This window comes from Streptomyces sp. NPDC051662, from assembly GCF_040681655.1.
In the GTDB taxonomy this organism is placed as follows: domain Bacteria; phylum Actinomycetota; class Actinomycetes; order Streptomycetales; family Streptomycetaceae; genus Streptomyces.
Genome location: NZ_JBFAZD010000027.1, coordinates 1 through 24,769, shown reverse-complemented (window position 1 = coordinate 24,769; position 24,769 = coordinate 1). Strand labels below are relative to the sequence as shown.

19 protein-coding genes and 2 pseudogenes are annotated in these 24,769 nt (G+C 70.8%); 16 read left to right on the top strand and 5 right to left on the bottom strand.

From position 1 onward, the window contains the following. Positions 1-179 precede the first annotated feature (179 nt). Entirely contained in the window at positions 180-1,478 is a 1,299-nt protein-coding gene (locus tag AB0M67_RS32810; protein WP_365751204.1) for a TerD family protein, read from the top strand. An 87-nt stretch (positions 1,479-1,565) separates the two neighbouring features. Here the strand turns inward: AB0M67_RS32810 and AB0M67_RS32805 are convergent, their stop codons facing one another. Next, the gene (locus AB0M67_RS32805) at positions 1,566-2,819 is read right to left on the bottom strand and encodes a glycosyltransferase (protein ID WP_365751203.1); all 1,254 of its coding nucleotides are present in this window, start codon (positions 2,817-2,819) and stop codon (positions 1,566-1,568) included. Positions 2,820-2,877: 58 nt separating this feature from the next. Between AB0M67_RS32805 and AB0M67_RS32800 the strand changes: the two genes are divergently transcribed. Both AB0M67_RS32800 and AB0M67_RS32795 read left to right on the top strand, forming a co-directional pair. Then, positions 2,878-3,744 (top strand): aspartate/glutamate racemase family protein, encoded by an 867-nt coding sequence (locus AB0M67_RS32800; RefSeq protein WP_365751202.1) that lies wholly within the window; start codon positions 2,878-2,880, stop codon positions 3,742-3,744. Positions 3,745-3,835: 91 nt separating this feature from the next. Continuing rightward, positions 3,836-4,396, top strand: coding sequence for a hypothetical protein (locus AB0M67_RS32795; RefSeq protein ID WP_365751201.1), 561 nt, complete (start codon positions 3,836-3,838; stop codon positions 4,394-4,396). A gap of 79 nt (positions 4,397-4,475) precedes the next feature. On the opposite strand, the gene AB0M67_RS32790 is transcribed toward AB0M67_RS32795, so the two are convergent. Further along, positions 4,476-5,537 (bottom strand): O-antigen ligase family protein, encoded by a 1,062-nt coding sequence (locus AB0M67_RS32790; RefSeq protein WP_365751200.1) that lies wholly within the window; start codon positions 5,535-5,537, stop codon positions 4,476-4,478. 343 nt (positions 5,538-5,880) lie between these two features. On the opposite strand from AB0M67_RS32790, the gene lnt reads away from it, so the two are divergent. The 4 genes from lnt (at position 5,881) to AB0M67_RS32770 (ending at position 10,988) form a co-directional block, all read left to right on the top strand. Beyond that, positions 5,881-7,488, top strand: coding sequence for an apolipoprotein N-acyltransferase (gene lnt, locus AB0M67_RS32785; protein WP_365751199.1), 1,608 nt, complete (start codon positions 5,881-5,883; stop codon positions 7,486-7,488). Between the two features lie 9 nt (positions 7,489-7,497). After that, complete coding sequence (locus AB0M67_RS32780) at positions 7,498-7,977, top strand: NUDIX domain-containing protein (RefSeq protein ID WP_365751198.1); 480 nt, start codon at positions 7,498-7,500, stop codon at positions 7,975-7,977. Positions 7,978-8,033: 56 nt separating this feature from the next. Further along, on the top strand, positions 8,034-8,909 hold the full coding sequence (locus tag AB0M67_RS32775) for a 3-hydroxybutyrate dehydrogenase (protein ID WP_365751197.1): 876 nt from the start codon (positions 8,034-8,036) through the stop codon (positions 8,907-8,909). A 156-nt stretch (positions 8,910-9,065) separates the two neighbouring features. After that, positions 9,066-10,988, top strand: a complete 1,923-nt coding sequence (locus AB0M67_RS32770; protein WP_365751196.1) for a GAF domain-containing protein — start codon at positions 9,066-9,068, stop codon at positions 10,986-10,988. 61 nt (positions 10,989-11,049) lie between these two features. On the opposite strand, the gene AB0M67_RS32765 is transcribed toward AB0M67_RS32770, so the two are convergent. Continuing rightward, positions 11,050-12,459 carry an MFS transporter gene (locus tag AB0M67_RS32765; protein ID WP_365751195.1) on the bottom strand — a complete coding sequence of 470 codons (1,410 nt, stop codon included), beginning with the start codon at positions 12,457-12,459 and terminating at the stop codon, positions 11,050-11,052. Between the two features lie 156 nt (positions 12,460-12,615). On the opposite strand from AB0M67_RS32765, the pseudogene AB0M67_RS32760 reads away from it, so the two are divergent. Continuing rightward, positions 12,616-13,124, top strand: a pseudogene (locus AB0M67_RS32760) ((2Fe-2S)-binding protein). After that, positions 13,124-13,951, top strand: a pseudogene (locus AB0M67_RS32755) (xanthine dehydrogenase family protein subunit M); the annotation flags it as partial. The pseudogenes AB0M67_RS32760 and AB0M67_RS32755, both read left to right, overlap by 1 nt. Before the next feature lie 776 nt (positions 13,952-14,727). Here the strand turns inward: AB0M67_RS32755 and AB0M67_RS32750 are convergent. Continuing rightward, entirely contained in the window at positions 14,728-15,711 is a 984-nt protein-coding gene (locus AB0M67_RS32750) for an amidohydrolase family protein (RefSeq protein WP_365751194.1), read from the bottom strand. Positions 15,712-15,876: 165 nt separating this feature from the next. Between AB0M67_RS32750 and AB0M67_RS32745 the strand changes: the two genes are divergently transcribed. The 7 genes from AB0M67_RS32745 (at position 15,877) to AB0M67_RS32715 (ending at position 23,079) form a co-directional block, all read left to right on the top strand. Beyond that, complete coding sequence (locus AB0M67_RS32745; protein ID WP_365751193.1) at positions 15,877-16,656, top strand: MBL fold metallo-hydrolase; 780 nt, start codon at positions 15,877-15,879, stop codon at positions 16,654-16,656. A 28-nt stretch (positions 16,657-16,684) separates the two neighbouring features. Then, positions 16,685-17,791, top strand: coding sequence for an NAD(P)-dependent alcohol dehydrogenase (locus tag AB0M67_RS32740; protein WP_365751192.1), 1,107 nt, complete (start codon positions 16,685-16,687; stop codon positions 17,789-17,791). Between the two features lie 52 nt (positions 17,792-17,843). Then, positions 17,844-18,395: a VOC family protein gene (locus AB0M67_RS32735; protein ID WP_365751191.1), complete on the top strand. Its 552-nt coding sequence runs from the start codon at positions 17,844-17,846 to the stop codon at positions 18,393-18,395. Then, on the top strand, positions 18,392-20,068 hold the full coding sequence (locus AB0M67_RS32730) for an FAD-dependent monooxygenase (RefSeq protein ID WP_365751189.1): 1,677 nt from the start codon (positions 18,392-18,394) through the stop codon (positions 20,066-20,068). Before AB0M67_RS32735 ends, AB0M67_RS32730 begins: the two co-directional genes overlap by 4 nt. Before the next feature lie 15 nt (positions 20,069-20,083). Then, entirely contained in the window at positions 20,084-20,953 is an 870-nt protein-coding gene (locus AB0M67_RS32725; protein WP_365751188.1) for a fumarylacetoacetate hydrolase family protein, read from the top strand. Next, the gene (locus AB0M67_RS32720) at positions 20,950-22,314 is read left to right on the top strand and encodes an oxygenase MpaB family protein (RefSeq protein ID WP_365751187.1); all 1,365 of its coding nucleotides are present in this window, start codon (positions 20,950-20,952) and stop codon (positions 22,312-22,314) included. Before AB0M67_RS32725 ends, AB0M67_RS32720 begins: the two co-directional genes overlap by 4 nt. A 105-nt stretch (positions 22,315-22,419) precedes the next feature. Further along, a complete protein-coding gene (locus tag AB0M67_RS32715; protein ID WP_365751186.1) occupies positions 22,420-23,079 on the top strand; it encodes a TetR/AcrR family transcriptional regulator in 660 nt (219 codons plus the stop codon). 103 nt (positions 23,080-23,182) lie between these two features. On the opposite strand, the gene AB0M67_RS32710 is transcribed toward AB0M67_RS32715, so the two are convergent. Continuing rightward, positions 23,183-24,517 (bottom strand): cytochrome P450, encoded by a 1,335-nt coding sequence (locus AB0M67_RS32710; protein WP_365751185.1) that lies wholly within the window; start codon positions 24,515-24,517, stop codon positions 23,183-23,185. Positions 24,518-24,769 lie beyond the last annotated feature (252 nt).

The following is a 24,769-nucleotide window of genomic DNA, read 5'->3' as shown; positions in this document are numbered from 1 at the left end:
TGACTTCGGATCCCCAATGCGAGCGAACATGGGAAAAACGGTCGTCGGATGGTGTTCGGATCGTGTAAAGGGCAGGCTGACGGGGGGTTACGGCGGATCCCAGGGGTCCGTCCGGCGTTCCAGCGATTAGGTTGGCCGCACGTAATCTTGGGACACCGCGACTCGCGATGGGGGCGAGCATGTCCATGCTTAAGGGAGCCAATCTTCCGGTACAGGCGCAGGCCGTCCGGATCGAATTGGGGTGGCGTTCAGGACCGGGGGTGCCGGACGTCGACGCCTCGGCGCTCCTGCTCGTGTCGGGAAAGGTCCGCTCGGACGCGGACTTCGTCTTCTACAACCAGCCGGCCCACGCGTCGGGGGCGGTACGCCACGAGGGCAAGAAGACCGGCGCGGACGGTGTCACGGACACGCTCGCTGTCGATCTCGCCCGGGTCGAGCCCGCCGTCGAGCGGATCGTGCTGGCGGCCTCGGCGGACGGCGGCAGTTTCGGCCGGGTGCCGGGCCTGCGGGTGCGAGTCCTGGACGCGACGTCCGGCGCCGAGATCGCGCGGTACGAGAGCCAGGACGCGACCGTCGAGACGGCGTTCCTTCTCGGTGAGCTGTACCGGCGCCAGGGGAACTGGAAGTTCCGGGCGGTGGGGCAGGGATACGGCAGCGGACTGGCGGGCCTGGCAACGGACTTCGGTATCTCCGTCGATGACGAACCGGCGCCGCGGACCGCACCGGCGGCCCCGGCGTCCGTGCGCCCGGCGCCCGTACGTGCCGAGCCCGTACGCCCCACGAGGCCCGCCACGGCTCCGGCTCCGGCCGCTCCGGCCCCGTCACCCGCGCCCGCGCCCGTACGGCTGAGCAAGGTGACACTGACGAAGGACGCCCCGTCCGTCTCCCTGACCAAGCAGGGCGGCACCTCGGGCGCGATGCGCGTCAACCTCAACTGGCAGACGCGCAAACAGTTCAGGGGCTGGGGCGCCAAACTCGGCCGGGCCGTCGCCAACCACAGCGATCTCGATCTCGACCTGTGCGCCCTCTATGAACTGACCGACGGACGCAAAGGCGTGGTCCAGGCGCTCGGCAATGCTTTCGGGGCGCTCAACCAGCCGCCGTACATCCATCTCGACGGCGACGACAGGACCGGCGCGGTCTCCAGCGGTGAGAACCTCACCATCAACCTCGACCACAAGGACCGGCTGCGGCGCATCGTCATCTTCGTGACCATCTACGAAGGCGCGCGCAGTTTCGCGGATCTCGACGCGACCGTCACTCTCCAGCCGCAGCACGGCGCCGCGATCGACTTCGCGCTCGGGGAATGCACGGTGCCCTCGACGGTCTGCTCGCTGGCCCTGATCACCAATACCGGCTCCGACCTCGTCGTCCAGCGTGAAGCGCGCTTTCTCGTACCGGACCGCGGAGTCAGCCCGCAGCGCACCATCGATTACGCCTATGGCTGGGGCATGAACTGGACACCCGGCAGAAAGTGACCGAGGAGCAAGGCCGATCGAACCCTCCACGACGACCGCGGGTGAGACGACCGCGGGTGATACGGCGGCGGGAGAGACGGTCGTGGGTCAGGGGTCAGGGGCGGTCTCGGGACGGGTGTAGGTACGTCCCTTCCAGGCCGCGCCCCGGCCCCGGTAGTGCCGCACCGCCGAGTCGACCGTCATCAGCAGATAGAGCAGCGCGGTGAACGGCAGCAGCGGAGCCAGCCACGGCGACAGCCGGTAGTAACGCAGTATCGGCAGATATGTCCCGGCCATCACCGCCCACGCGGCGAACCCCAGCCACCCCGCGGCCGTGTCCCCGCCGAACACCCCGGCACAGAGCGCGAGGGGCGGCGCCAGATAGACCACCCCGAGGCCCGCCACCGTGAGCACGAGCAGCAGCGGGTTGTGCCGGAGCTGCGCGTAGGCGCTGCGCGAGACCATCCGCCAGAGATCGGCCAGCCGCGGATAGGGGCGCACGCTGTCCACCCGCTCGGCCAGCCCCAGCCAGATCCGTCCCCCGCTGTGCCTGACCGCCCGCGCCAGTGACACATCGTCGATCACCGCCTGGCGGATCGACTCGGGCACCCGCGCGCGCTCGGCGGCCTCCGTGCGCAGCAGCACGCAGCCACCGGCCGCCGCCGCGGTGCGCGCGCCCGGGCTGTTGATCCAGCGGAACGGATAGAGCTGCGAGAAGAAGTACACGAACGCGGGCACGATCAGCTTCTCCCAGGCGCTCGCCACCCGGAGCCGCGCCATCTGAGAGACCAGATCCAGTCCGTGCGTCCTGGCCGCGACGACCAGTTCCCGCAGACTGTCGGGCTCATGCGCGATATCGGCGTCCGTCAGCAGCAGATACTCGGGATCGCGGGCGCGGGCCAGCGCGATGCCGTGCCGCAGGGCCCACAGCTTTCCGGTCCAGCCTGGCTCCGGTTCACCGGGCGTGGCCACCGTCAGCGGCAGGCCGCCGTATCGCGCGGACAACTCGCGGGCCAGCCTGCCCGTACCGTCCTCGCTGCCGTCGTCGATGAGGAATATCTCCGCCCGGCCCGGATAGACCTGCGCCAGCAGGGACGGCAGGGACTCGGGCAGTACGGCCGCCTCGTCCCGCGCGGGTACGACGAGAGCGACGGACGGCCACCGCTTCGGGTCGTCGTGGTCGTTGTCCTCCGGGCGGCCTCTGCGGTCTCGGCCCCCGCCCGCGTAGCCCGGGCCCTCACCGGCGATACCGTCCTCTCGCGCGGGCAGCCGTTGGTCGGTTCGCCAGAAGAACCCCTGACCCAGCAACAGCCAGCCCCAAGCGGCCAGTGAACCCACGGCGATCCAGGCAACGGTGCTCATTCGCCGCAGTCTGCACCACATCGACCGGACCGCACACGCTGTCGACTATGGTGACTGGGTGAAGATCGCACTCATGGACTCCGGCATCGGTCTGCTGGCGGCGGCCGGTGCGGTACGCCGACTGTGCCCCGAGGCCGATCTGGTCCTCTCCTCGGACCCCGACGGAATGCCCTGGGGCCCACGCGCCCCACAAGATGTCACCGAGCGCGCGCTGGTCGTCGCGCGGGCCGCGGCCCAACACCGCCCCGACGCGCTGATCGTCGCCTGCAACACCGCGTCCGTACACGCCCTGCCCACGCTCCGCGCCGAGCTGGAACCGCGACTGCCGGTCATCGGTACGGTCCCGGCGATCAAGCCCGCGGCGGCGGGCGGCGGGCCCTTCGCGATCTGGGCCACCCCGGCCACCACGGGCAGCCCGTATCAGCGCGGTCTGATCCGTGACTTCGCCGCGTCCGCCCAGGTCACCGAAGTGCCCTGCCCCGGACTCGCGGACGCGGTGGAGAACGCCGACGAGGCCGCCATCGACCGCGCGGTGGCCGCGGCTGCCGCGCTGACCCCCCGTGACGTAAGGGCCGTCGTCCTGGGCTGCACCCATTACGAACTGGTCGCCGAGCGTATCCGTACCGCCCTTGGGCGGCGCGGGCTGCCGGCCGTCGTCCTGCACGGCTCGGCGGGCGCGGTCGCCGCACAGGCGCTGCGCCGTATCGGTGGCGTTCGGGCCGTTGAGGCGGGGGTGGAGGAAGGGGAGGAAGGTTTGGGCGCCGCTTCGGTGGCTCAAGGGGCCGCCGGGGTGAACGTTCCGGTGGACGGGCGCCTCACCGGGCGCCTCACCGTACTGCTCGGCGGGCGCGAGTCGGCACTGCCGGAACCCGCGTTGGCGTATGCGGAGGGGCGGCTGCTCGCCGCCGTCAGTCAGGTGCACTGACGTACTTCCGGCGCACGGACCCTGTGACGTAGCCCTCCATTCGGCGGTCATAAAGCTCCCCCTTGGGTGGAATCTGAGTACGCTGCTTGCCATGAGGGAGTACCCCCGGCAGGAGGGCCAAGGCGCCGAGCCCCTGCCCGAGACCTGGACCGGACGCGCCACCAACCGCGTGCAGTGGCTGCTCGCCGCCGCGGGCGCCGGGTGCATCGCGCTCGGTGTGGAGCTGGCCGTGGACTCCAACTGGACGTCCGGGGTCACCGCCCTGCTGATGTCCGTCATCGGCTGTGTGGCGGCGGGACTGCTGATCCTCTTCGGCACCCTGGCCTTCGTCCATGTGGCGGTCAGGGTCGACGGCGACTACCTGGAAGTGCGCTGCGGCCACATGGGACTGCCGCGTCGGCGTATCGAACTGGCGCATGTCGTGGACGCGGACTTCGTGCCCCGGGTCACCCCGCGTCAGTGGGGCGGCTGGGGATACCGCTGGCGTCCGGAGATGGGCACCGCCGTGGTGGTGCGCCGAGGAGAGGCACTCGTCCTGAAGCTGGGCGACGGCAGGACCTTCACGGTGACGGTGGACGACGCCGAGTCGGCGGTGCGGATCATCCGTAGCCGGCTGCTGCTGCTTCCCAAGCCCAACGCGGCGGGCGTCTGAGCCGCCCTGTCGCTTCGACGCTTGGTTCGACGTATCGGTTCGGCTCCTTGGTTCGACGTCTTGGTTCGGCTTCGGCGCCTCAGGGCGGGCCGGCCGCCCTTCTCGCCGTCGCCAGACCCGCCAGCAGGCTCGCGCCCGCCGTCACCGGTGTGAAGCTCAGCGCGTTGCCCACGCTCGCCATCGCGGCCAGTGCCGTCAGGGTGGCGCCGGCCGTCAGTACCACCGGAGTGGAGCAGGGCGAGCGCCCCAGCCCGTACAGCAGCCAGCAGAACACCGCCCCGAGCAGCAGTACGCCCACCACGCCCTGCTCCGCGGCCTGCTGGAGCGGCGCCGAGTGCGGCTTGCCGTCGGTGTCCAGCGACTGCGAGACGGTGGGACTGAGGTCGCCGAAGCGGTCCGGGCCCGCGCCCAGCACCGGATTCTCCTTCGCCAGCTCGGCCGCGTCATGCCACAGCCCCACCCGGTACTGGGTGAGCTGCCCCTCCAGCGAGACCGAGAGCCCCTCGGGCAGTGCCCGCTCCGCCACGGCCCAGGACGTACCGACGACCAACGCCGTCACCAGCCCGAAACCGGCGAGGGCGAGCAGCCGGCGCCGCATCCTGGCCGCCGCCAGCGAGCACAGGAGCACCCCGAGGGCCGCGACGAACCCCACGAAGGAACCGAGCAGTGACGCGGTGCCCGCGACGGCCAGCGCCAGCAGCCGCAGCGCCGTGCGTACGGCCGGCCGCCGGGCCGCCGTGCCCGCGCAGCAGGCCGCGCCCGCCGCCAGGACGAGCAGCGCGGCGACCGCGCCCGTGTCGCCGGACGGTGTGACGACGGCCACGGCCGCGCCGAACGTCTCATGGCTCGTGACGAGCGCCGCCACGAGCGCGCCGACCGATACGACGGACGCGGTGGCGACCGGCACCAGCGACCCGCTGATCCGGCCGAACACATACCCCGCGGTGACGGCGAGCACCGCGAGGAGGGCGCCCTCCGGCCTGCTGTCCCGCCCCGCAGCGCTGATCAACGGCCACACGGCGCAGCCGCCGAGGACCAGCGCGCCCAGCACGTCGGGTCCCCGGCCTCGTTCCCCCACGGGGTCGTGGACCTGTTCGCGCACGGCTTCCCGTGCCGCGGAGTACTCCGCCCGCGCAGCCATCCCGTCGACCCCCTGAGCCGTGACGGACCCCGTCCGATGACGGCCGGATCCGGCCGGCGGGTCGTCAGGGCTGGCGCACACGGTAACCGCAATCGGGGGGATGTGTGGAGACATTGCGGAGGAACGTTACTGCGTACAGCTGACCACCCGGTCGACGGGGTCACCCGACGGATCTCACCGCCCCGCATCACTCGATCGGACTACTCGACGCAGACGGTTCGGCGGGCAGGGGACGGAACGCTCGGTGAACCCCTCGGCGGACGGGTCGACGTGGCGCTCGGCGGACCGCCCCCTGGAGCACCGCGCTCCCCGGCGCACAGCGGATCACCGTAGACTCCGCCGGGTGAGCGCCACCATGACCACCGTAGAGCCCCCGTCGCCCGCCCCCGCGTCCAGCGGCGCGCAGCGCCTGCTGCGAAGGCTCGCCAGGCCCGGCGCCGCGGTGGTGTCCGGCGTACTGCTCTATGTGAGCTTCCCTCCCCGCACCTTGTGGTGGCTGGTGCTGCCCGGCTTCGCCCTGCTCGCCTGGAGCCTGCACGGGCGGCGGGCGCGCGCGGGGTTCGGCCTCGGCTACCTCGCGGGCCTGGGGTTCCTGCTGCCGCTGCTGTTCTGGACGGGCGCCGAGGTCGGACCGGGGCCCTGGCTCGCGCTCGTCGCGATCGAGGCCCTGTTCATCGGCTTCACCGGACTCGGGATCGCGGTCGTCAGCCGACTGCCCGTATGGCCGGTCTGGGCGGCGGCCGTCTGGATCCTCGGTGAGGCGGTCCGCGCCCGGGTTCCGTTCGGTGGATTCCCCTGGGGCAAGATCGCCTTCGGTCAGGCCGACAGTGTCTTTCTTCCTCTCGCCGCGCTCGGCGGCACGCCGGTGCTCGGCTTCGCCGTCGTGCTGTGCGGCTTCGGACTGTACGAGACGCTGCGCCACGCCCTCGCGTACCGCCGGACCGGAACACTCCCGCGCCGGGCCATGGCCGCCGCCGCGGCCACCGTGTTCGCCCCGCTCGCCGTGGCGCTCGCCGCCCTGCCGCTGGTCGACGACTCCGCCGAGGACGGCACCGCGACCGTCGCCGCCGTACAGGGCAATGTGCCCCGAGCCGGCCTGGAGTTCAACGCCCAGCGCCGCGCGGTCCTCGACAACCACGTACGCAGGACTCTCCAGCTCGCCGCCGATGTGAAGGCCGGCAAGGTGCCCCAGCCCGACTTCGTGCTGTGGCCGGAGAACTCCTCCGACATCGACCCGTACCGCAACGCCGACGCGCGCGAGGTGATCGACCAGGCCGCCACGGCGATCGGGGTTCCCATCTCCGTCGGCGCCGTCGTCACCCCGGACACCGGACCGCTGCGCAACACCCAGATCCTCTGGGACCCGGAGCGCGGCCCGACCGACACCTATGACAAGCGGCAGATCCAGCCCTTCGGCGAGTTCCTGCCGATGCGCTCACTGGTGAAGACGATCAGCCCCGGCTACGCCGAGATGGTGCGCCGGGACTTCGGCCGGGGCACGAAGCCCGGAGTCTTCGACCTCGCGGGCACCGAGGTGGGGCTCGCGACCTGTTACGAGGCGGCCTTCGACGGGGCCGTACGGGACACCGTCACCCATGGCGCCCAGCTGATCTCCGTACCCAGCAACAACGCCACCTTCGACCGCAGTGAGATGACGTACCAGCAGCTGGCGATGTCACGGGTGCGGGCGGTCGAGCACAGCAGGACCGTGATCGTCCCGGTCACCAGCGGTGTCAGCGCGATCATCCAGCCGGACGGGACGATCACCCAGCAGACCGGGATGTTCACTCCGGACGCGCTCGTCGCCGATGTGCCGCTGCGCTCCTCGCTCACCCCCGCCACCCGGCTGGGCGCCCTGCCCGAAGGCGTGCTGGTGGCGGTCGCGGTGGCCGGACTCGGCTGGGTGGCCTGCTATTCCGTACGCAACCGGCGCCGGACGGCGGGCGGTTAGGGTCGGAGCATGGGAACCCCTGACTTCATCCGAGAGATCCGGGCCACCGCCGGACACCAGCTTCTTCTGCTGCCGGGCGTCAGCGCGATCGTCTTCGACGACGAGGGGCGTGTACTGCTCGGGCGGCGCGCCGACACCGGGGGCTGGTCGATCATCGGCGGCATCCCGGAGCCGGGGGAGCAGCCCGCGGACACGGCGGTGCGCGAGGTGTACGAGGAGACCGCCGTGCGGTGTGTGGCGGAGCGGGTCGTGCTCGTCCAGGCGCTGAAGCCGGTCACGTACCCCAATGGTGACGAGTGCCAGTACATGGACATCACCTTCCGCTGCCGCGCGGTCGGCGGTGAGGCGCGGGTCAATGACGACGAGTCGCTGGACGTGGGGTGGTTCGCCGTCGACGCGCTGCCGGCGCTGCAGGAGTTCGCGCTCTTCCGGATCAAGCAGGCGCTCACCGATGAACCCACATGGTTCGAACCCACCACTTCAGGGTGAAGTGTGGGCGCTGACCATATCGGTCGGGGCCGACACCGCTCCTTAAGGTGCGGAACATGACCGTGCCCACCACACCCGAATCCGTGCCGGGTCCGGGCCCCCGTACGCCGGGGTCCCGCACCGCCGACCGTCCCGTGCCCGCCTCCGACGGTGTTGTCACCGCTTCGCTCCTCCTCGATCTGGCGGGCCGCACCGCGCTGGTCACCGGCGCCGCGAGCGGCATCGGCCGGGCCTGCGCGCTGCGTCTCGCGGCGGCGGGGGCCCGGGTCAGAGCCGTGGACCGGGACGGTGAGGGGCTCGACTCGCTGGCCGGGGAGGCGGCCGGGCTGCCGGGGGCCGTCGAACCGCAGGTCCTCGATCTCACCGAGCTCGACGCGGCGGAGCGCGCGGCGCGGGGGACGGACATCCTGGTCAACAACGCGGGACTGCAATTGGTCCGCCCCATCGAGGACTTTCCGCCGGACGTGTTCCACACCGTCCTGACAGTCATGCTGGAGGCGCCCTTCCGGCTGATCAGGGGCGCGCTCCCGCATATGTATGGCCAGGGCTGGGGCCGGATCGTCAATATCTCCTCCGTGCATGGGCTGCGCGCCTCCCCCTACAAGGCGGCCTATGTGGCGGCCAAACACGGCCTCGAAGGACTCTCCAAGACCGCAGCCCTGGAAGGTGCCCCGCACGGGGTCACCTCCAACTGCGTCAATCCCGCGTATGTGCGCACACCACTGGTCGAGAAGCAGATCGCCGACCAGGCGGAGAGCCATGGCATTCCCCGGGAGCGGGTCGTGACCGATGTCCTGCTCCAGGACTCCGCGCTCAAGCGGCTGCTGGAACCGGACGAGGTGGCCGAGGCGGTCGCCTATCTGTGCACCCCCCAGGCGTCCTTCGTCACGGGCACCTCGCTCGCGCTCGACGGCGGCTGGACCGCGCACTGACCTCGGGCGGGCCCGGTCGGCGGCCCGGCGGGGGGCCGGCCGGTGGCCCGGAGGGGGGTCGGCCGGTGGCCCGGACGGGGGGGCCGGGTTGTCCACATCGCATCCGTTGTCCACAGGGCTGGCGCGGCCGGCAGTTGGGCGGGTAATCCTGTGTCCATGTCCCATGACATGACCCACGATCAGGCTTCCTACCTGGAGCTCCTCGCACGCGGCGCGGCGGCGGAGGCGTACGACCGACCCGCGCTGCTGGCCCGTGCCGAGGGCGCGGGGCCGGAGGCGCTCGCCGCGCTGGAGCACGCCAAGCGGCTCGCTCTGCGGGTGCGGGCCGAGCTGGCGGAGCGACGGCGCCGCGAGGCCGAGCTGTCGGCACTCTTCGAGACCGCGCACGACCTGGCGGGGCTGCGCGATCTGGACGCCGTGCTCCGCGCGATCGTCCAACGCGCGCGTTCACTGCTCGGTACGGAGGTCGCCTATCTGTGCCTCAACGACCCCGAGGCGGGCGACACGTATATGCGGGTCACCGAGGGCTCGGTGTCGGCCCGCTTCCAGCAGCTCCGCCTCGGCATGGGGGAGGGGCTCGGCGGGCTCGTCGCCCAGACAGCGCGCCCCTATGTCACCGACAGCTACTTCGACGACCCGCGCTTCCAGCACACCAGAACCATCGACTCCGGAGTCAGTGACGAGGGGCTGGTCGCCATCCTCGGTGTCCCGCTGATGCTCGGCAGCCAGGTCATCGGCGTGCTCTTCGCCGCGGACCGCCATGCCCGGGTCTTCGAGCGTGAACAGATCGCCCTGCTCGGCTCGTTCGCCGCGCACGCCGCCGTCGCCATCGACACCGCGAATCTGCTGGGGGAGACACGGACGGCGCTCGCGGAGCTGGAGAAGGCCAACGAGATCATCAAGGAGCACAGCGCGGTCATCGAACGCGCCTCGGACGTGCACGACCGGCTGACCGAACTGGTACTGCGCGGCGGAGGCGTCCATGACGTCGCGAGCGCGCTCTCCGAAGTGCTCGACGGCACGGTGGAGTTCGCACACGCCGATTCCCGATCCGTGACCGCGCTGGAGCTGACCGGCACCGAAGGCCACGCCAAGCGCCACGGCGAGGTCTGGGGCGCGGCCGTGTCGGCGGGCGGCGAACTGCTCGGCGCCCTCGTCCTGCGCGGCCACCCCGGGCTCGACCCCGTCGACCAACGCACCCTGGAGCGGGCCGCGATGGTCACCTCCCTGCTCCTGCTGGCGCGCCGCTCCGCCGGGGAAGCCGAACAGCGAGTGCGGGGCGAGCTGCTTGACGACCTCCTCGACGCCCCCGACCGCGATCCACGTCTGCTGCGTGAACGGGGCACCCGGCTGCGCGCCGACCTCGACGCCCCGCATGTGGTGCTGGCAGCCCGGATCGACGGCCCCGTCCCCGGCGCGGCCGGCGCCCCGGGAGCCACCGAACGGGAGACGGCCGACCGGCGTCGCCTGTGGTCGGCCGCGTCCCATCTCGCCGCGACCGGACAGGGCCTGGCGGCCACCCGCGACGGGGGCACGGTCCTGTTGCTGCCGCTCGCCCCCGGCGACACCGCGGCCGATCTGGCCAGACGTACGGCCGGACAGCTGGGCGGCGCTCTGCGTGAGCCCGTCACCATAGGCGCGTCCACGGTCGTCGAGGCGCCCGCCGCGCGCCCTGGCGCGATAGCCGAGGCATACGCGGAGGCCCGGCGCTGCCTCGACGCCCTGCGGCTGCTCGGCCGCTCGGGCGACGGCGCCGCCGCCCAGGACCTCGGCTTCCTCGGTCTGCTGCTGGCCGACACCCGCGACATCGAGGGCTTCGTGGACCGCACCATCGGTGAGGTCGTCGCGTACGACCAGCGCCGGGGCACGGACCTCGTCCGCACCCTGGGCGCCTACTTCGCCTCCGGGATGAGCCCGGCCCGTACGAAGGACGAACTGCACGTCCATGTCAACACCGTCGCCCAGCGCCTGGAACGCGTCGCCCGACTGCTCGGCCCCGACTGGCAGTCACCGGCACGGGCCCTGGAGATCCAGTTGGCGCTACGGCTGCACGCCATGTCGGAGGCCGTCGTACGGTGAACGGGGAGATTCACCGTACGACGCCACCTCGGGCGGGTCCGACTTACTCGAACGAGAGGACCTAGACCCCGCTCGTACGGGAACCGGCTTCATCGGCCCGCCGGGGCGCGGGCACCCCGGTCCGGGCCGGCTCCGCCTCGACATCGGCCAGATCGCGGTGGCGGGTCTCTCGGGCGCAGGCGATGGCGACGACGGTGATCAGCGCGGCGGCGATCACATACAGGGCGATCGGCGTCGAGCTGTCGTAGTCGGCGAGCAGTGCCGTGGCGATGAGCGGCGCCGGAGCACCGGCCGCGACCGAGGAGAACTGCGCGCCGATCGAGGCGCCGGAGTAGCGCATCCGGGTCGCGAACATCTCCGAGAAGAAGGCCGCCTGCGGCGCGTACATCGCGCCGTGCAGCACCAGACCGACGGTGACGGCCATGAGCAGATTGCCGAAGCTCCCGCTGTCGATCAGCGTGAAGAACGGGAACATCCAGGCACCGACGCCGATGGCGCCGATCAGATAGACGGGCCGGCGCCCGATCCGGTCCGAGAGCGCACCCCAGGCGGGGATCACCGCGAAGTGCACGGCGGAGGCGATGAGTACGGCGTTGAGAGCCGTCTGCTTGCTCAGCCCCGCCGAGGTCGTGGCGTACACCAGGATGAAGGCGGTGATCACGTAGTAGCTGATGTTCTCGGCCATCCGCGCGCCCATCGCCACCAGCACATCGCGCCAGTGGTGCCGCAGGACGGCGACGAGCGGCATCTTCTCCGCAGCGGCGTCGGCGGCCGACGCGGCCTTCCGCTCCTCGGCCCTGGCCAACGCCTCCTTGAAGACCGGTGATTCATCGACGGAGAGCCGAATCCACAGGCCGACGATCACCAGCACTCCGGAGAGCAGGAACGGAATGCGCCACCCCCACGAGGTGAAGGCCGCGTCGGAGAGCAGCGCGGTGAGCGCCGACAGCACCCCGGTGGCGAGCAACTGCCCGGCCGGCGCGCCGGTCTGCGGCCACGAGGCCCAGAACCCCCGCCGCTCGGCGTCCCCGTGCTCGGACACCAGCAGCACGGCCCCGCCCCACTCACCACCGAGCGCGAACCCCTGAATCAGCCGCAACACGGTCAACAGCACCGGGGCCGCCGTACCGATGGTGGCGTGCGTGGGCATCAGCCCAATGGCGAATGTCGCCCCGCCCATCATCAGCAGACTCAGCACCAGCAGCTTCTTGCGCCCGATCCGGTCACCGTAATGCCCGAACACCAACGCGCCGAGCGGCCGTGCGGCGAAGCCCACGGCGTAGGTGAGAAAGGACAGCAGCGTTCCGACGAGCGGATCGGACTCGGGAAAGAACAGCTTGTTGAAGACCAGCGCGGCGGCGGATCCGTAGAGGAAGAAGTCGTACCACTCGATGGTCGTGCCGATGAGGCTGGCGGCGACTATGCGCTTGAGGGAGCTGGGCGTTGGGGGAGCGGTTGCCGAGGCAGCCATGGTCACCACTTCCGGACGGTTGGCGGGGACGATTGCGTGTCGCCACACCGTAGAAACGCGCAGGTCAGCGGCACATATGGCGGGACCACATAGTTCCGGGTGCGGCTGTGCGTGCGACCACTATGAGCTCGTGGTTCGGGGGAGTGGGGCGCCATGATGGCCGGTGCTCCGGGCGCTGCCTCATGGGGCGTGTCTTCAGAGTCCCGGCGGCCCGGGGTGAACGGTGCGGAACACCGTGTGGGCGTGGACAACCGGGCCACGCTCCTGGACACGCTGAGGGAGAAACTGCGTGTCACCGGTCCCAGAAGGGGTGCGACCGCGGTCAGTGCGGGGCCCGCACGGTGCATGTCGACGGCAGGACCGCGCTGTCCTGTCTGACGCTCGCCGTCGCGGCCGACGGGCGCGAGGTCACGACGGTGGAAGGGCTCGCGGACGGCGACGTGCCGCACCCGGTGCAGCGGGCGTTCATCGAGACCGACGCCTTCCAGTGCGGCTTCTGCACCCCCGGCCAGATCATGTCCGCGACGGCGCTCGTCGAGCGTGGTCAGGTGGGGTCGGACGATGACATCCGCGAGTTCATGTCCGGCAATCTCTGCCGCTGTGCGGCCTATCCCCACATCGTGCGAGCCGTCCGGCAGGCCGGCGCGACCGGAGGGAAGCGCTGATGCGCGGCTTCGAATGGGCCGAGCCCGAAACCATCGACGACGCCCTCGACGCGGCCGGTGAACAGGCCGCCTTCCTGGCCGGTGGTACGACCCTCGTCGACCTGATGAAACTCCAGGTCATGCGGCCCTCGCGGGTCGTCGGCATCAACCGGCTCCCGCTGACCGGAATCCGTATCGACGGCGAGGGCCTGCATATCGGGGCGCTGACCCGGATGAGTGATGTCGCGGAGCATCCGGAGGTCGCGTACAACTACCCGGTCATCAGCCGGGCACTGCTGCTGAGCGCGTCCCAGCAGCTCAGGAACATGGCGAGCATGGGCGGAAACCTGCTCCAGCGCACCCGCTGCACCTACTTCCGGGACGTCGCCGAACCCTGCAACAAGCGTGATCCCGGCAGTGGATGCGCCGCCATCGGCGGGTTCAACCGTACCCACGCCGTGCTCGGTACCAGCTCCGACTGCGCGGCGACGCACGCCAGTGACGTGGCGGTGGCCCTGGTGGCCCTCGACGCCACGGTGCACCTGCGCGGCGCGGAGGGAACCCGCGTGGTGGACCTCGGTTCCTTCTACCGGCTGCCCGGCGGCACCCCGCACATCGAGAACGTGCTGCGGCCCGGCGAACTGATCACTCAGATCAGCGTCCCGCACCTGGCCTGGGCCCGGAACTCCACCTACTTGAAGATCCGCGACCGGCAGTCGTACGAATTCGCCCTGACCTCCGCCGCCGTGGCCCTGCGTGTCCGTGGCCGGCGTATCGAGGACGCCCGCGTGGCCGTCGGCGGCGTCGGCACCAGGCCGTGGCGGCTGCCCGAGGTGGAGGCCGCGCTCAAGGACGGCACCGTGGGACATCGGCCGGTCGAGACGCCAGAGCAGCCGGACCGCCCGCGCGTCGCCGACGACCGTCCCGTCGGACAGGGGCGCCTGGCCGTGCTCGACGACGGCGACCTGGAAGAGGCCGTATCGGGGGAGCCCCAGGGTCTGGGCCGCCGTCGCCTGCCGGCCCACGTCCGGCAGGCCGAGCAGCGTGTCGAGGAGTTCGTTGCGTTCCTCCTGCGAGCCGCGGACGCGGGCGGCCAGGGAGTCGACGTATCCGGCGCGCAGTTCGTCGGAGACGGTGCTGAGCGCGGACCAGAAGCGGGTCGTCTCCGCCGGCAGGGCGCTGGTGCCCGCGGTGTCCTCCGGGGAGATCCGGGTGGTGACCTCCTCCCATACGTACTGGACGCCGATGCGGACCGCGTTCAGCAGGGTGGTCAGCGGCACTCCCTGGTCGGCCCTGCGCCGCCCCAGCGCGCGCATGGCGTCGAGGTCGAGCGGTACCCGACCGGCCAGCTGGAGCAGGAAGTTCTCCAGCCGGGTGGTCACGGCTTCCCGTCGGTCGTCCGCGCCCACGGCTGACGCCCCCGACAGTTCGCTCTCGGCGGCGGTGACCCGTCTGGCCAGCTCGGCCGCCATGACGTCCAGATCGGCGAGGGCCGAGCGGGCCGTCGCGGCGACCGCGTCGGACGGTGCTTCGGCAGACAGGTGCGGGACCATGCGATACCTCCGGCGTCCACTCCGCATTAACAGACCGGTGGGCCGATAATGCTTCGCGAGCCGGAGCGGACTCACGGACACCGAGGGTGAGTACGCCCGAACCTGGGGAACAGCCTGAGCGCGTTGCCGCGTTCCACGCCGTGGCGCTGCTCCTCGGTGAAGCCGTCGAAGCCGGTGAGGTTCTCGATGTTCCGTACGACCGTCGATTCCGGGGCGGCGGGCCAGTCCGTCCCGAAGAGGATGTGGTCCGCGGTGGTCACCTCCAGCGTCGGCAGCAGGGAGTTGCGGCTGCCGGCGAGGGCCGTCTCGTAGTAGAGCCCCCGGAGCACCTCGGCGACATGTGCGGGATCGATGTCCGCGTCGCGCGGCCCCCGCCCCATGACGGTGTGTTCGCCGATGCGCCACCCGAGGGTGGGCAGCGCTCCTCCGCAGTGCGCCAGGATCAGCACCAGCCCGGGATACCGCCGGAAGACACCGGTGTACAGCGCGTTGGTGATCGTCCGCGCCGTGTCGAAGGGGAACTCGACGATCGAACTCGGCCGCCCGAAGCCGAGGACATCGATGTGCGGGCAGTCCTCGGGGTGGACGAAGACCGGTACGCGGCGCCGCGCCAGCTCCGCGAGTACGGGTTCGAGCGATGGATCGCCGAAGTAGCGACCCAGCACGTTCGAGGTGAGCAGCACGCCGTCGAGTCCCAACTCGTCGAGGGCGTAGGCGATTTCCGTGAGTGCTTCGTCGGGCCCGTCCGCCGGCAGTGTCGCGAAGGCCCCGAAGCGGCCGGGGTGCTTGGCGATCAGCTCGGCATGGCCTTCGTTGATCAGCCGGGCCAGGCGCGTCCCGAAGTCCGGGTCGTCGTCCGTCCCCGCGAACGAGATCGGCATGGACAGGAGCTGGCCGGCGATCCGCTGCCGGTCCATATAGGCCAGGGCGGTCTGCGGCGTCCACCGCACCGAGATGCGGTACCCGCCGGTCGGCCGGAAGCCCCGGCTCGCGATGACCTTCATCGCTTCGTCCGACACGCCATGGGTGTGGACATCGATCCGCTGACCAGGCACGACGGTCTCCTTTGCGCTGTCGTCCGTTCTACGGCACCGAGCCTAGGGACTTAAGTGTCGCCCGTCAATTTAATGGCCCACGATGTCTGGCGGCGCATGAGGTGACCTTGCGTGCCTCGACACATTAAATTGACGCATGACATTTTAATGGTTACGTTCGAAGGCATGCAGATAGGTGATGTGACAGTCGAACCCCTCACCGACGGCGTCATGCCGATGCCGCCGAACCTGCTCTATCCGGACGTGCCGCTGTCCGTGTGGCGGACCGTGCCCGGGGCGCTCGACCCGGACGGGATGCTTCAGGTCCCGTTCGGCGGATTCCTCGCCACCGACCGGCACGGACATCGCGTCCTCTTCGATCTGGGCGGCGGGCTCGCTCCGCGGCTGCTGCCCGGCGGCGAGCCTCCACCGGTCCGCGAACGCCTCCCGGAGCGCCTGGCGGAGCTGGACTGCCCGCCCGGCTCCGTGACCGATGTGGTCCTCAGCCATCTGCACATCGATCACGTGGGCTGGGCCTCCACCGCGGGGGTGGCTACGTTTCCCCGGGCCAGGCATCACATTCACGCCGCGGACTGGGAGCACTTCGTGGCCGGGGACGCCGATGACGCCGTACGCGCCAAGGTCGCTCCGTTGAAGGACGCCGCCGCGCTGTGGGACGGCGATTCCCTCGTGCCGTACGACTGGCTGCGTCTCGTACACGCGCCGGGCCACACCCCGGGCGCCTCTGTCGCCCTGATCGAGTCGCGGGGACAGCGACTCGCCCTGGTCGGTGATCTCTTCCACCATCCGGCGGCGCTGGACCACCCGCACTGGCGCTGCGGCTTCGACTGGGACGGTCCGGCCGCCGCGGCCACCCGCGCGCTCTGGCTGGAGACACTGCGCGCCACGGACACACCCCTGGTCGGCCCGCATTTCCCCGGACTCCGTCCGGTCACGCTCCGATGAACCCGGCACCCCTTTCGAAGGACCTGCCATGAACAGTACGAGAGCGGCCGTGTGCCGGGCGGACACCGACGACCCCTTCGACCTGGAAGAGCTGGGCATCGACGACCCACGCCCGGACGAGGTACTGGTGCGCTTCACAGCCGCCGGCCTGTGCCATACGGACCTGGAGGTGGCGGCGGGACGGATGCCCACCCCCCTCCCGGTCGTCGCCGGTCACGAAGGGGCCGGTGTCATCGAGGCGGTCGGCACCGCCGTCACCGGATTCGGGCCCGGCGACCGCGTGGTCGCAAGCTTCAGCTTCTGCGGCACCTGCCGGAACTGTCTGAACGGACAACCCGCCTACTGTCCCCTCCACTTCCCGCTGAACTTCGGTGCCCGCCGCGCCGACGGCTCGGTCGGCCTGCGTGACGCCTCGGGCAGGCCGGTACACGACCACTTCTTCGGACAGTCGTCCTTCGCCGGGTACGGGCTGTGCCGTCCCAGCAGTCTGATCAAGGTCGGCGACACCGACCTGCCCGATCACCTGCTGGCCCCCCTCGGCTGCGGCGTCGCCACCGGTGCCGGCGCGGTCTGGAACCTGCTGAAGGTCTCGCCGGGCAGCACCGTGGCGGTCTTCGGTGCGGGAGCCGTCGGCCTGAGCGCGGTCATGGCGGCAGCCGCAGCCGGTGCCGCACGCATCATCGTGACCGACCCGCACTCCGCCCGGCTCGACCTCGCCGCCCACCTCGGCGCGACCGATGTGGTCGACGCGACCGGGGGGCTCGCCGTCGAGCGGGTGCGGGAACTGACCGGCGGACCCGGCGCCGACTTCAGCGTGGAGTCCTCGGGCGTACCCGCGGTGATGGCACAGGCCGTGGCCGCGCTCGCCCCGCTGGGAAGTGCCGCCATCCTCGGCGTCGCCCCGGACGCGGACCTGCGGACCAGCGCGTTCGCGCTCCTCGAAGGACGGACCGTGGCCGGCTCCATCGTCGGCCACCAGGCCCCGGCAGCCCTCGTGCCCCGCATCCTCGACCTCCACCGCAAGGGCCGCTTCCCCCTGGAGGCGATGATCCGCACCTACGCACTGGACGACATCGGCAAGGCCGTCACCGAGGTGCGCTCCGGAACGGCCGTCAAGGCCGTCCTCCTCCACTGACCCCCCTCCGGCCCTCACCCGGTCTCACCCTCACCAGCCAAGGACGAAAGACATGTCAGGGATTCGTCTCTCCGAGGTCGTACTGCGGACAACCCGTTACGACCGCCTCTGTGACTTCTACTCCCTCCTCCTGGAGCAGCCGCGCACCGTCGAGATGACACCTCCGCCGTCGGACGACCCGGACGAGCCGTCTCGTATCTGCTTCTTCGACTTCCACTTCGAGCCGCCCTACACCCAGCGCATCGCCGTCTTCGAATGCGCGGACATCGGCTCGGGCCCGACCTCCCGCGGACTGCACCACTTCCAGCTGCGCACCCCGACCATCGAAGCCCTGCTGGCCCTCTACCAGACCCTGAAGGACGGTGGCCGGCTCCCCGTCGAGGCGTCCAATCACGGACCGGGGACGAGCCTCTACTACCGGGATCCGGACGGCAACAAAGTCGAGCTGTCCTCCCTGAACTTCTCCTCGCGGGAAGAGATGCGGGCATTCATGGCGACCGACGAGTTCAAGAAGAACCCCAACGGCTTCCCGCTCGACCCGGAACGGCTGGCAGCGGGCCGGCGGGCAGGCCGGGACCTGAACGAAATGATCTGGGAACGATGAGCCTGACCTCGGCTCCGGGCCCCACCGGCGACCTTCCGGACGGCGCCGGTTACGACGTCGTGATCGTGGGCGGCGGGCCCGTGGGCCTGGCGAGCGCCATCGAGCTGGGCACCCGCCGGCTGTCCGTGCTCCTCGTCGAACGCGGGGACGGCGTGGTCCGCTATCCGACCGCGGAATCCGTCGACACCGCGTCGATGGAACTGCTGCGCCGATGGGGTGTCGCCGACGCCGTACGGCGCAGCGGCTTCCCCGCCGACCAGCGGCGGGACATCTCGTTCGTCTCCCGCATGAGCACATACGAACTGGCGCGCTTTCCCCGCCCGTGCAACGCCGACCGGCACAGCACCACACACGGGCTGAGCCCCGAAGGGGGCGTGTGGTGGCCCAAGTTCTGGTTCGACCTCGCGCTACGGGAACGCGCCGGCACCGAGGACACCGTGGCGCTGCGCCACCGCTGGACCTGCCAGGGGTTCGAGGACGGGGACGGGCCGGAGGGCGTCGTCGTACGGCTCTCCTCGCGCGAGCACGGCGACAGGACCGTACGGGCACGCTATCTGGTGGCCTGCGACGGGGCGGCCTCCCCTCTGCGCAAGACCCTCCGCATCAAGACCCTCGGCATCGGCTCGCTGCGGGACTCCGCGGACGCGCGGGCGCGTTGGCAGGGCGCCTTCGTCCGCCTTCCCGGGCTGCGGACCCGTACCCCGCACGCCCCGGCCGTGCAGTACTACCTGATCAACCCTCGCCGCGTGATCCTCGGATCGCTCGACGGCGGCGATCTGTGGCGCGTCACCTACCCGCTGCGGAACGCGGAGTCCCCCTCACCGGACGAAGTCCGGCACACCGTCGCCGACGCACTCGACTGCCCGGCAGGCGATGTCGAGGTACTCGACGCGCGGGAATGGAGCGGTGACGCGGTCGTGGCCGAGTCCTTCCGATCCGGCCGCGTCCTGCTCGCGGGTGATGCCGCACACCGGATGTGGCCTTCGGGCGGCCATGGAATGAACACCGGTCTCGGGGACGTGGCGAACCTCGGCTGGAAGCTGGAGGCGGTGCTGCGCGGCTGGGCCCCGGACACACTGCTCGACACATACACGGCCGAACGCCGTCCGCACGCCGAGCGAATGGTCCGCCGTGCCTGGCGCAACTATCGCGCGGACAACGCGATCCTGCCCGACCCGGCACTCGACGACCCCGCGGCCAAGGAGGCACGCGTCCGTGCCGGCGAGCGCATCGCCGCCACCCGCCGCGGCGAGTGGCGCTCTCTCGGCGTCCAGCTCGGAGTGCGCTACACCGACTCCCCGCTGATCGTCTCCGACGGCACGCCCGAGCCCCCCGACACCGCCGAGGAGTACGTGCCCACGGCCCGCCCCGGGCACCGCGCCCCGCACGTCACGCTGGCCGGGGGAGGTTCCGTACTCGATCTGTTCCGCGGGCGCTTCACACTCCTGACCATCGCGCCGGCCGTGGACAGCGAGGCCCTGGCCCGGGCGTTCCGGACCCGCGGAATCCCCCTCGACCGGGAGTGGATCGGCGCGAAGGGCGCCCGGCGGTCGTACGGACGCGCCATCGCCCTGGTACGCCCCGACGGCATCGTCGCCTGGCGCGGCGACACCTGTCCCGAGGACCCCGACGCGCTCGTGGCGCGGGTGACCGGCCGGACGGCCGGGGACTGAGGAAAGGAGACCACCATGCTGCTCGCACAGACCGGCGACGGTATCGCGCGGGTCGGGCCCGATGGCCTGCACCTCCTCGACGGCCCCGGCCGGCCGCTGGAGGACTACATCGTCGAGGGCCGGCTGGCCGACCTGGCGGGGCTGCGGGCCCGCGAGGAGATCGGCTGGGAGCAGGCCGTCCTGGCGCCCCCGGTCAGGCGTCCGGGCAAGATCGTCGTCATCGGCCTGAACTACCGTGACCACGCGGCCGAGACGGGCAGTGCGCTGCCCGCCCACCCCCGCTTCCATCTGATCCCGGGTTCCGCCGTCACGTCCCCGGGCGCCGTGGTCGCCCTGCCGAGATCGGCCCCCGGGCGGGTCGACTACGAAGGTGAACTCGCGATCGTGCTGGGGCGCACGGGCCGCGACATCCCCGAGTCGGCGGCCTGGGACTTCGTGGCCGGCGCGACCGCGGCCAACGACATCTCGGCACGCGATGTCCAGGCGGGCGAGCACCCGGCACTCCCCATGGCCGGCCCCGCCCTCGCCAAAGGGTTCGACGGCTTCAAACCGCTGGGTCCCGCGCTGCTCACCACCGACGAACTGCGCCGGTACGGCGCGCTGGGCATCCGCACCGAGGTCAACGGCGAGGTCCGTCAGCGCTCCACGACAGCCGAACTCATCTTCTCCGTTCCCGAACTCCTCGCCCGCGTCAGCTCGTTCCTGACCCTGGAGGCCGGGGATGTGATCCTCACCGGCACCCCGGCCGGGACAGGTGTCGCTGACGAGCGGTTCCTCGCGCCGGGCGACCGGGTCTCCGTCACCCTCGACGCCATCGGCACGCTGACCAACACGATCGGCCCTCCGCACCGCATCGACGGATACGAGGACGGGGGACCGGTATGACGAGCGACGACCGCGTCCCGCGTGATCGCGCACGGCCGCCGACGGGCCGCGAACCGGCGGACGACGACCTCGCCACCACTCTCACCCCCCACTACCTGAAGGGCCCGACGATGACGCAGCCGACCTCCCTCCCCCTGCCCGAGTGCTTCTCCTACTACCGCACGGTCGACACCCCCGCGGCGGCCTCGCTCCGCCGGAAGCTCGAACGCGTCGCCAAGAGCCCGCTCGACGTTCCCGAGGACCTCGCCCTCGCCTTCGGCAGGGCCATGAATACCGGGGACAGGCTCGGCGACGCCTACATCTCCGCCGCGTTCGCCTCCCCCAAGGGAAAGGCACGCGCCAGGAAGGACGTGGAGCAGGCCCTTGACGGCGGCATCCGGAGCGTCGACGAGCCCACACCCGAGCTGGTGGCCATGTTCGAGCAGATCGACACCGACCCCGAGTGGGTGGACTGGAAGAAGGTCGAACACGGCGCCGAGGTGTTCCGGCGCTACAAAGAGCTGTATCCGTACTTCGGCATGGTCTCGTTCCCCGGCTACGCGCTGGAGAGCATCGCCAAACCGCTCGCGCTGACCGGCGCCTACACCGGCGGCTCCGCTTTCGGGCGGTTCCTGGAGACCTGCCGTCTGTGGACGGACACCACCGAGCCCGGGGCCATGCGCCCCGGCGGTGTGGGACGCCGCTCCGCGGTGTTCGTCCGCACCCTGCACTCGATGATCCGGCACACACTGCTGCCGCACCCCGAATGGGACCGGGCCGAACTGGGCGTGCCCATCAGCCAGTTCGGGATGTTCGGCACCCTCCTCCTCAGCTCGTTCGCGCCCGGGCAGCAACTGAAGCTGCTCGGATACCGGCCCACCGACGCCGACGTGGAGGCGATGATGCACCACTGGCGCTATGTCGGGTATCTCATGGGCGCCGACGCACCCTGGTTTCCCGAGACCGTGACCGACGGCTTCCGGGCACAGCTGCTGATCTCGCTCGTCCAGGAGCCCACCCCGAGCGAGGACTCACGAGAGCTCTGCCGGTCCTTCATGAATACGTTCCTCCCGCCGGAAGACGCACGGGGACCGCGCCAGATCTACGGAAATCTGCGGTACAAGGCACAGCTCGGTCACGCACGCTTTTACCTGGGCGAGGAAAGCTACACCGGTACGGGCCTGCCCGACCCCGGGCTGTGGCGCCTCGCGCCTCTCGCCCGGGTCATTCCGAACCTGACACGAGAGACCCTGCGCAGGAACGTCCCCGGGGTGGCGGGCCGGATCGACCGGACCAATAGGCGGGCTCGTCATGAATTCCTCAACAAGAACCTTGAGGGCGGCGAAGCGAAGTTCAAGCCCGTTGACAAGCTGGCGCGTTAATGGAATACCCGGCGGTGCCACGATGGTGTTTCCCACTCTCCTCCGGCCCGCGTCAAAGGCCGGCCGGCGGCGGCCGGGTCCCGGACAGGACCTAAACTGACTCCCATGTCAGACACTCCGCCGCGTGGCACCCGCCCGAGAGGGCGTCCGCGCAAAGACGCCCAATTCGCCCCGGTCGACGAGGTGATGACCGCGGCCATCGAGGCATTCTCCGTCCATGGATACAACGGGGTCTCCCTGCGGACGGTGAACGACGAATTGGGCGTCAGCCGCAATCTGCTCTACCAGCGATTCGGTTCGAAGGCCGATCTGTGGCGCGCCGCGGTCGACTGGGCCTTTCGCCCCCTTGTCGAACACCTGGAGGCCATGGACGACGAATCGGCCGACCCCATGGTACGGCTGCGGGTATTGATCCGGAGTTTCATCGAGTATTCGGCGACCCGCCCCTATCTGGCCCGTCTCGTCACCGTAGAGGGGGCAGCCGTCACGGATCGAATGGAATACCTCTACCAGCACTACATTGGACACGTCCGGGCCCGCTTCAGTCCGGTCTTCGAAACGCTTCGCGAGCAGGGGCGAATCAAGAACGTGCCGTACGAGGTCTTCTACTTCCTTCTCACCTCGGGCGGCTCCGCACCCTATGGCCAGACCGGGCTCGCCTCCCTCATGAACCCGGACCTGGCCTCCCAGGACGAGACACGCGTACGGATCTACGCCGAGAACGTCGCCGAAGTACTGCTGAACGGCCTTTCGCTGCCGAGTTGAAGGGCGCACAGCTGGATCGGTGCTCAACTGGACGATGCGGGCGCGACCGTGCGGCGCGGCGGAAGCGCTATCCGCGGACCGCGGAGGCCGTCAGGAGTTGAGGTCAGCCGGCCCGGCTCGTCACCAAGGTCGCGAGGGTGGGGCCGTCGGGGCGGACGGTGATGCCGTACCGCGCCTTCGTGGGTGCGGAGTGGAAGGCCAGGGTGTGGACCGGCAGCAGGTGTTCGAGGAGGACGGTCGATTCGCGGAGCGCGAATTGCAGGCCCAGGCAGGCTCGGGGACCGATGCCGAAGGGGAGGTAGGAGCCCGGGTGGGCGGGGCGGCCGTCCGGAGCGATGAAGCGCATGGGGTCGAAGTGCCCTGGTTCCGGCCACAGTTCGGGGTCGCGGTGGGTGAGGTACGGGCAGACCAGAACGTCGGTGCCCGCCTCGATGGTGTAGCCGGCGATGGTGTCGCCCTCGGTGGCGTGGCGGGGGAGGATCCAGACGGACGGGTAGAGACGGAGCGACTCATGGACCAGAGCCTGGATGGCGTGGCGGCGTTGTGCTGAGCCCTCGCCGCCCGCGGCGAGCGCTTGTTCGCGAGCGGTGGGGTACTGGTCGAGGAGCAGGTAGAGCCAGGTCAGGGTGGTCGCGGTGGTCTCGTGTCCGGCCGCCAGCAGCGTGACCAGCTCGTCGCGGATCAGCCGGTCGGTGTACTCGGGGCGCTCGGCGGCGGCGTCGATCAGGACGCGCAGCAGTCCGGGGCCATGAGGGCCGGCCTGCCCGCCGCGGGCTGCCTCGATGGCGTGCCGGGCGACCGCGTCGATCCGGGCGAGATCGACGGCGACGGCGTCCCGGGCATCGGTGACATCGGCGGGCAGGGTCGGAAGGGTCGCGGCCACGGCGGCTACGGCGTCCAGTTCGCGCTCGGTTGCGTCATCGAGGGGGTTCCCGGTGAGCGAGCGCCAGATGGCGTCCAGGGCGAAACGGCGCATCTCCCGCGCGACATCGAGGCTCTGGCCGGTACGGGCGTACCGGGCCCAGCGCGCGGCGGTGGTCCGGGCGGCCTCGGTGATCCGCTCTTCGTAGCGGCGCATGCCGGGGCCGGTGAACTGGGACTGTAACAAGCGGCGTTGGCCCTTCCAGGCCGCACCGGTGGCGGCGAGGACTCCGTCGCCGATCAGCAGACGGGCGCGGTGGGAGCGCTTGACGTACCGCTCCGGATGCCGGGCGAGTACGTGCTGCACGGCCCCCGGGTCGGTGATGAGAACGGTGGGGGTCGGCCCGAGGCGGAACGCGGCGACGCCGCCGAACCGCTCACGCACCTGGGACAGCAGCTCGACCAGTTGGCCTCCCCCCGACCGCCACCGCTCCACGAGTTCGGGCTCGGCTTCGGGGACCGGCCGTCCCGTCGTGGGGACGTGTGAAAGGGGGCCGGGAGTGGCTTCGGTGTCCATACTCTTCTCCTGGTCAGCCGCTGTGCTTGCCCGTGAATGGAGCAGTGGCACCACGGACTGTACGAGAGCGGGCGCACTCGGTGATAGCCCGCCTCGTCCTGGCGCTTTCCCGGTATGACCCGGGTCCCGCGACCCGAACACGCCCCGGGGACACGCCCTAGGGCGTGTCCGCAATGTCGGTTGGTCGTTAGCCCGTTCGTGGTGCGTCGTCATGAAGTGACTGATCAAGCCTGGGCAGTGATCGGGCCGTTG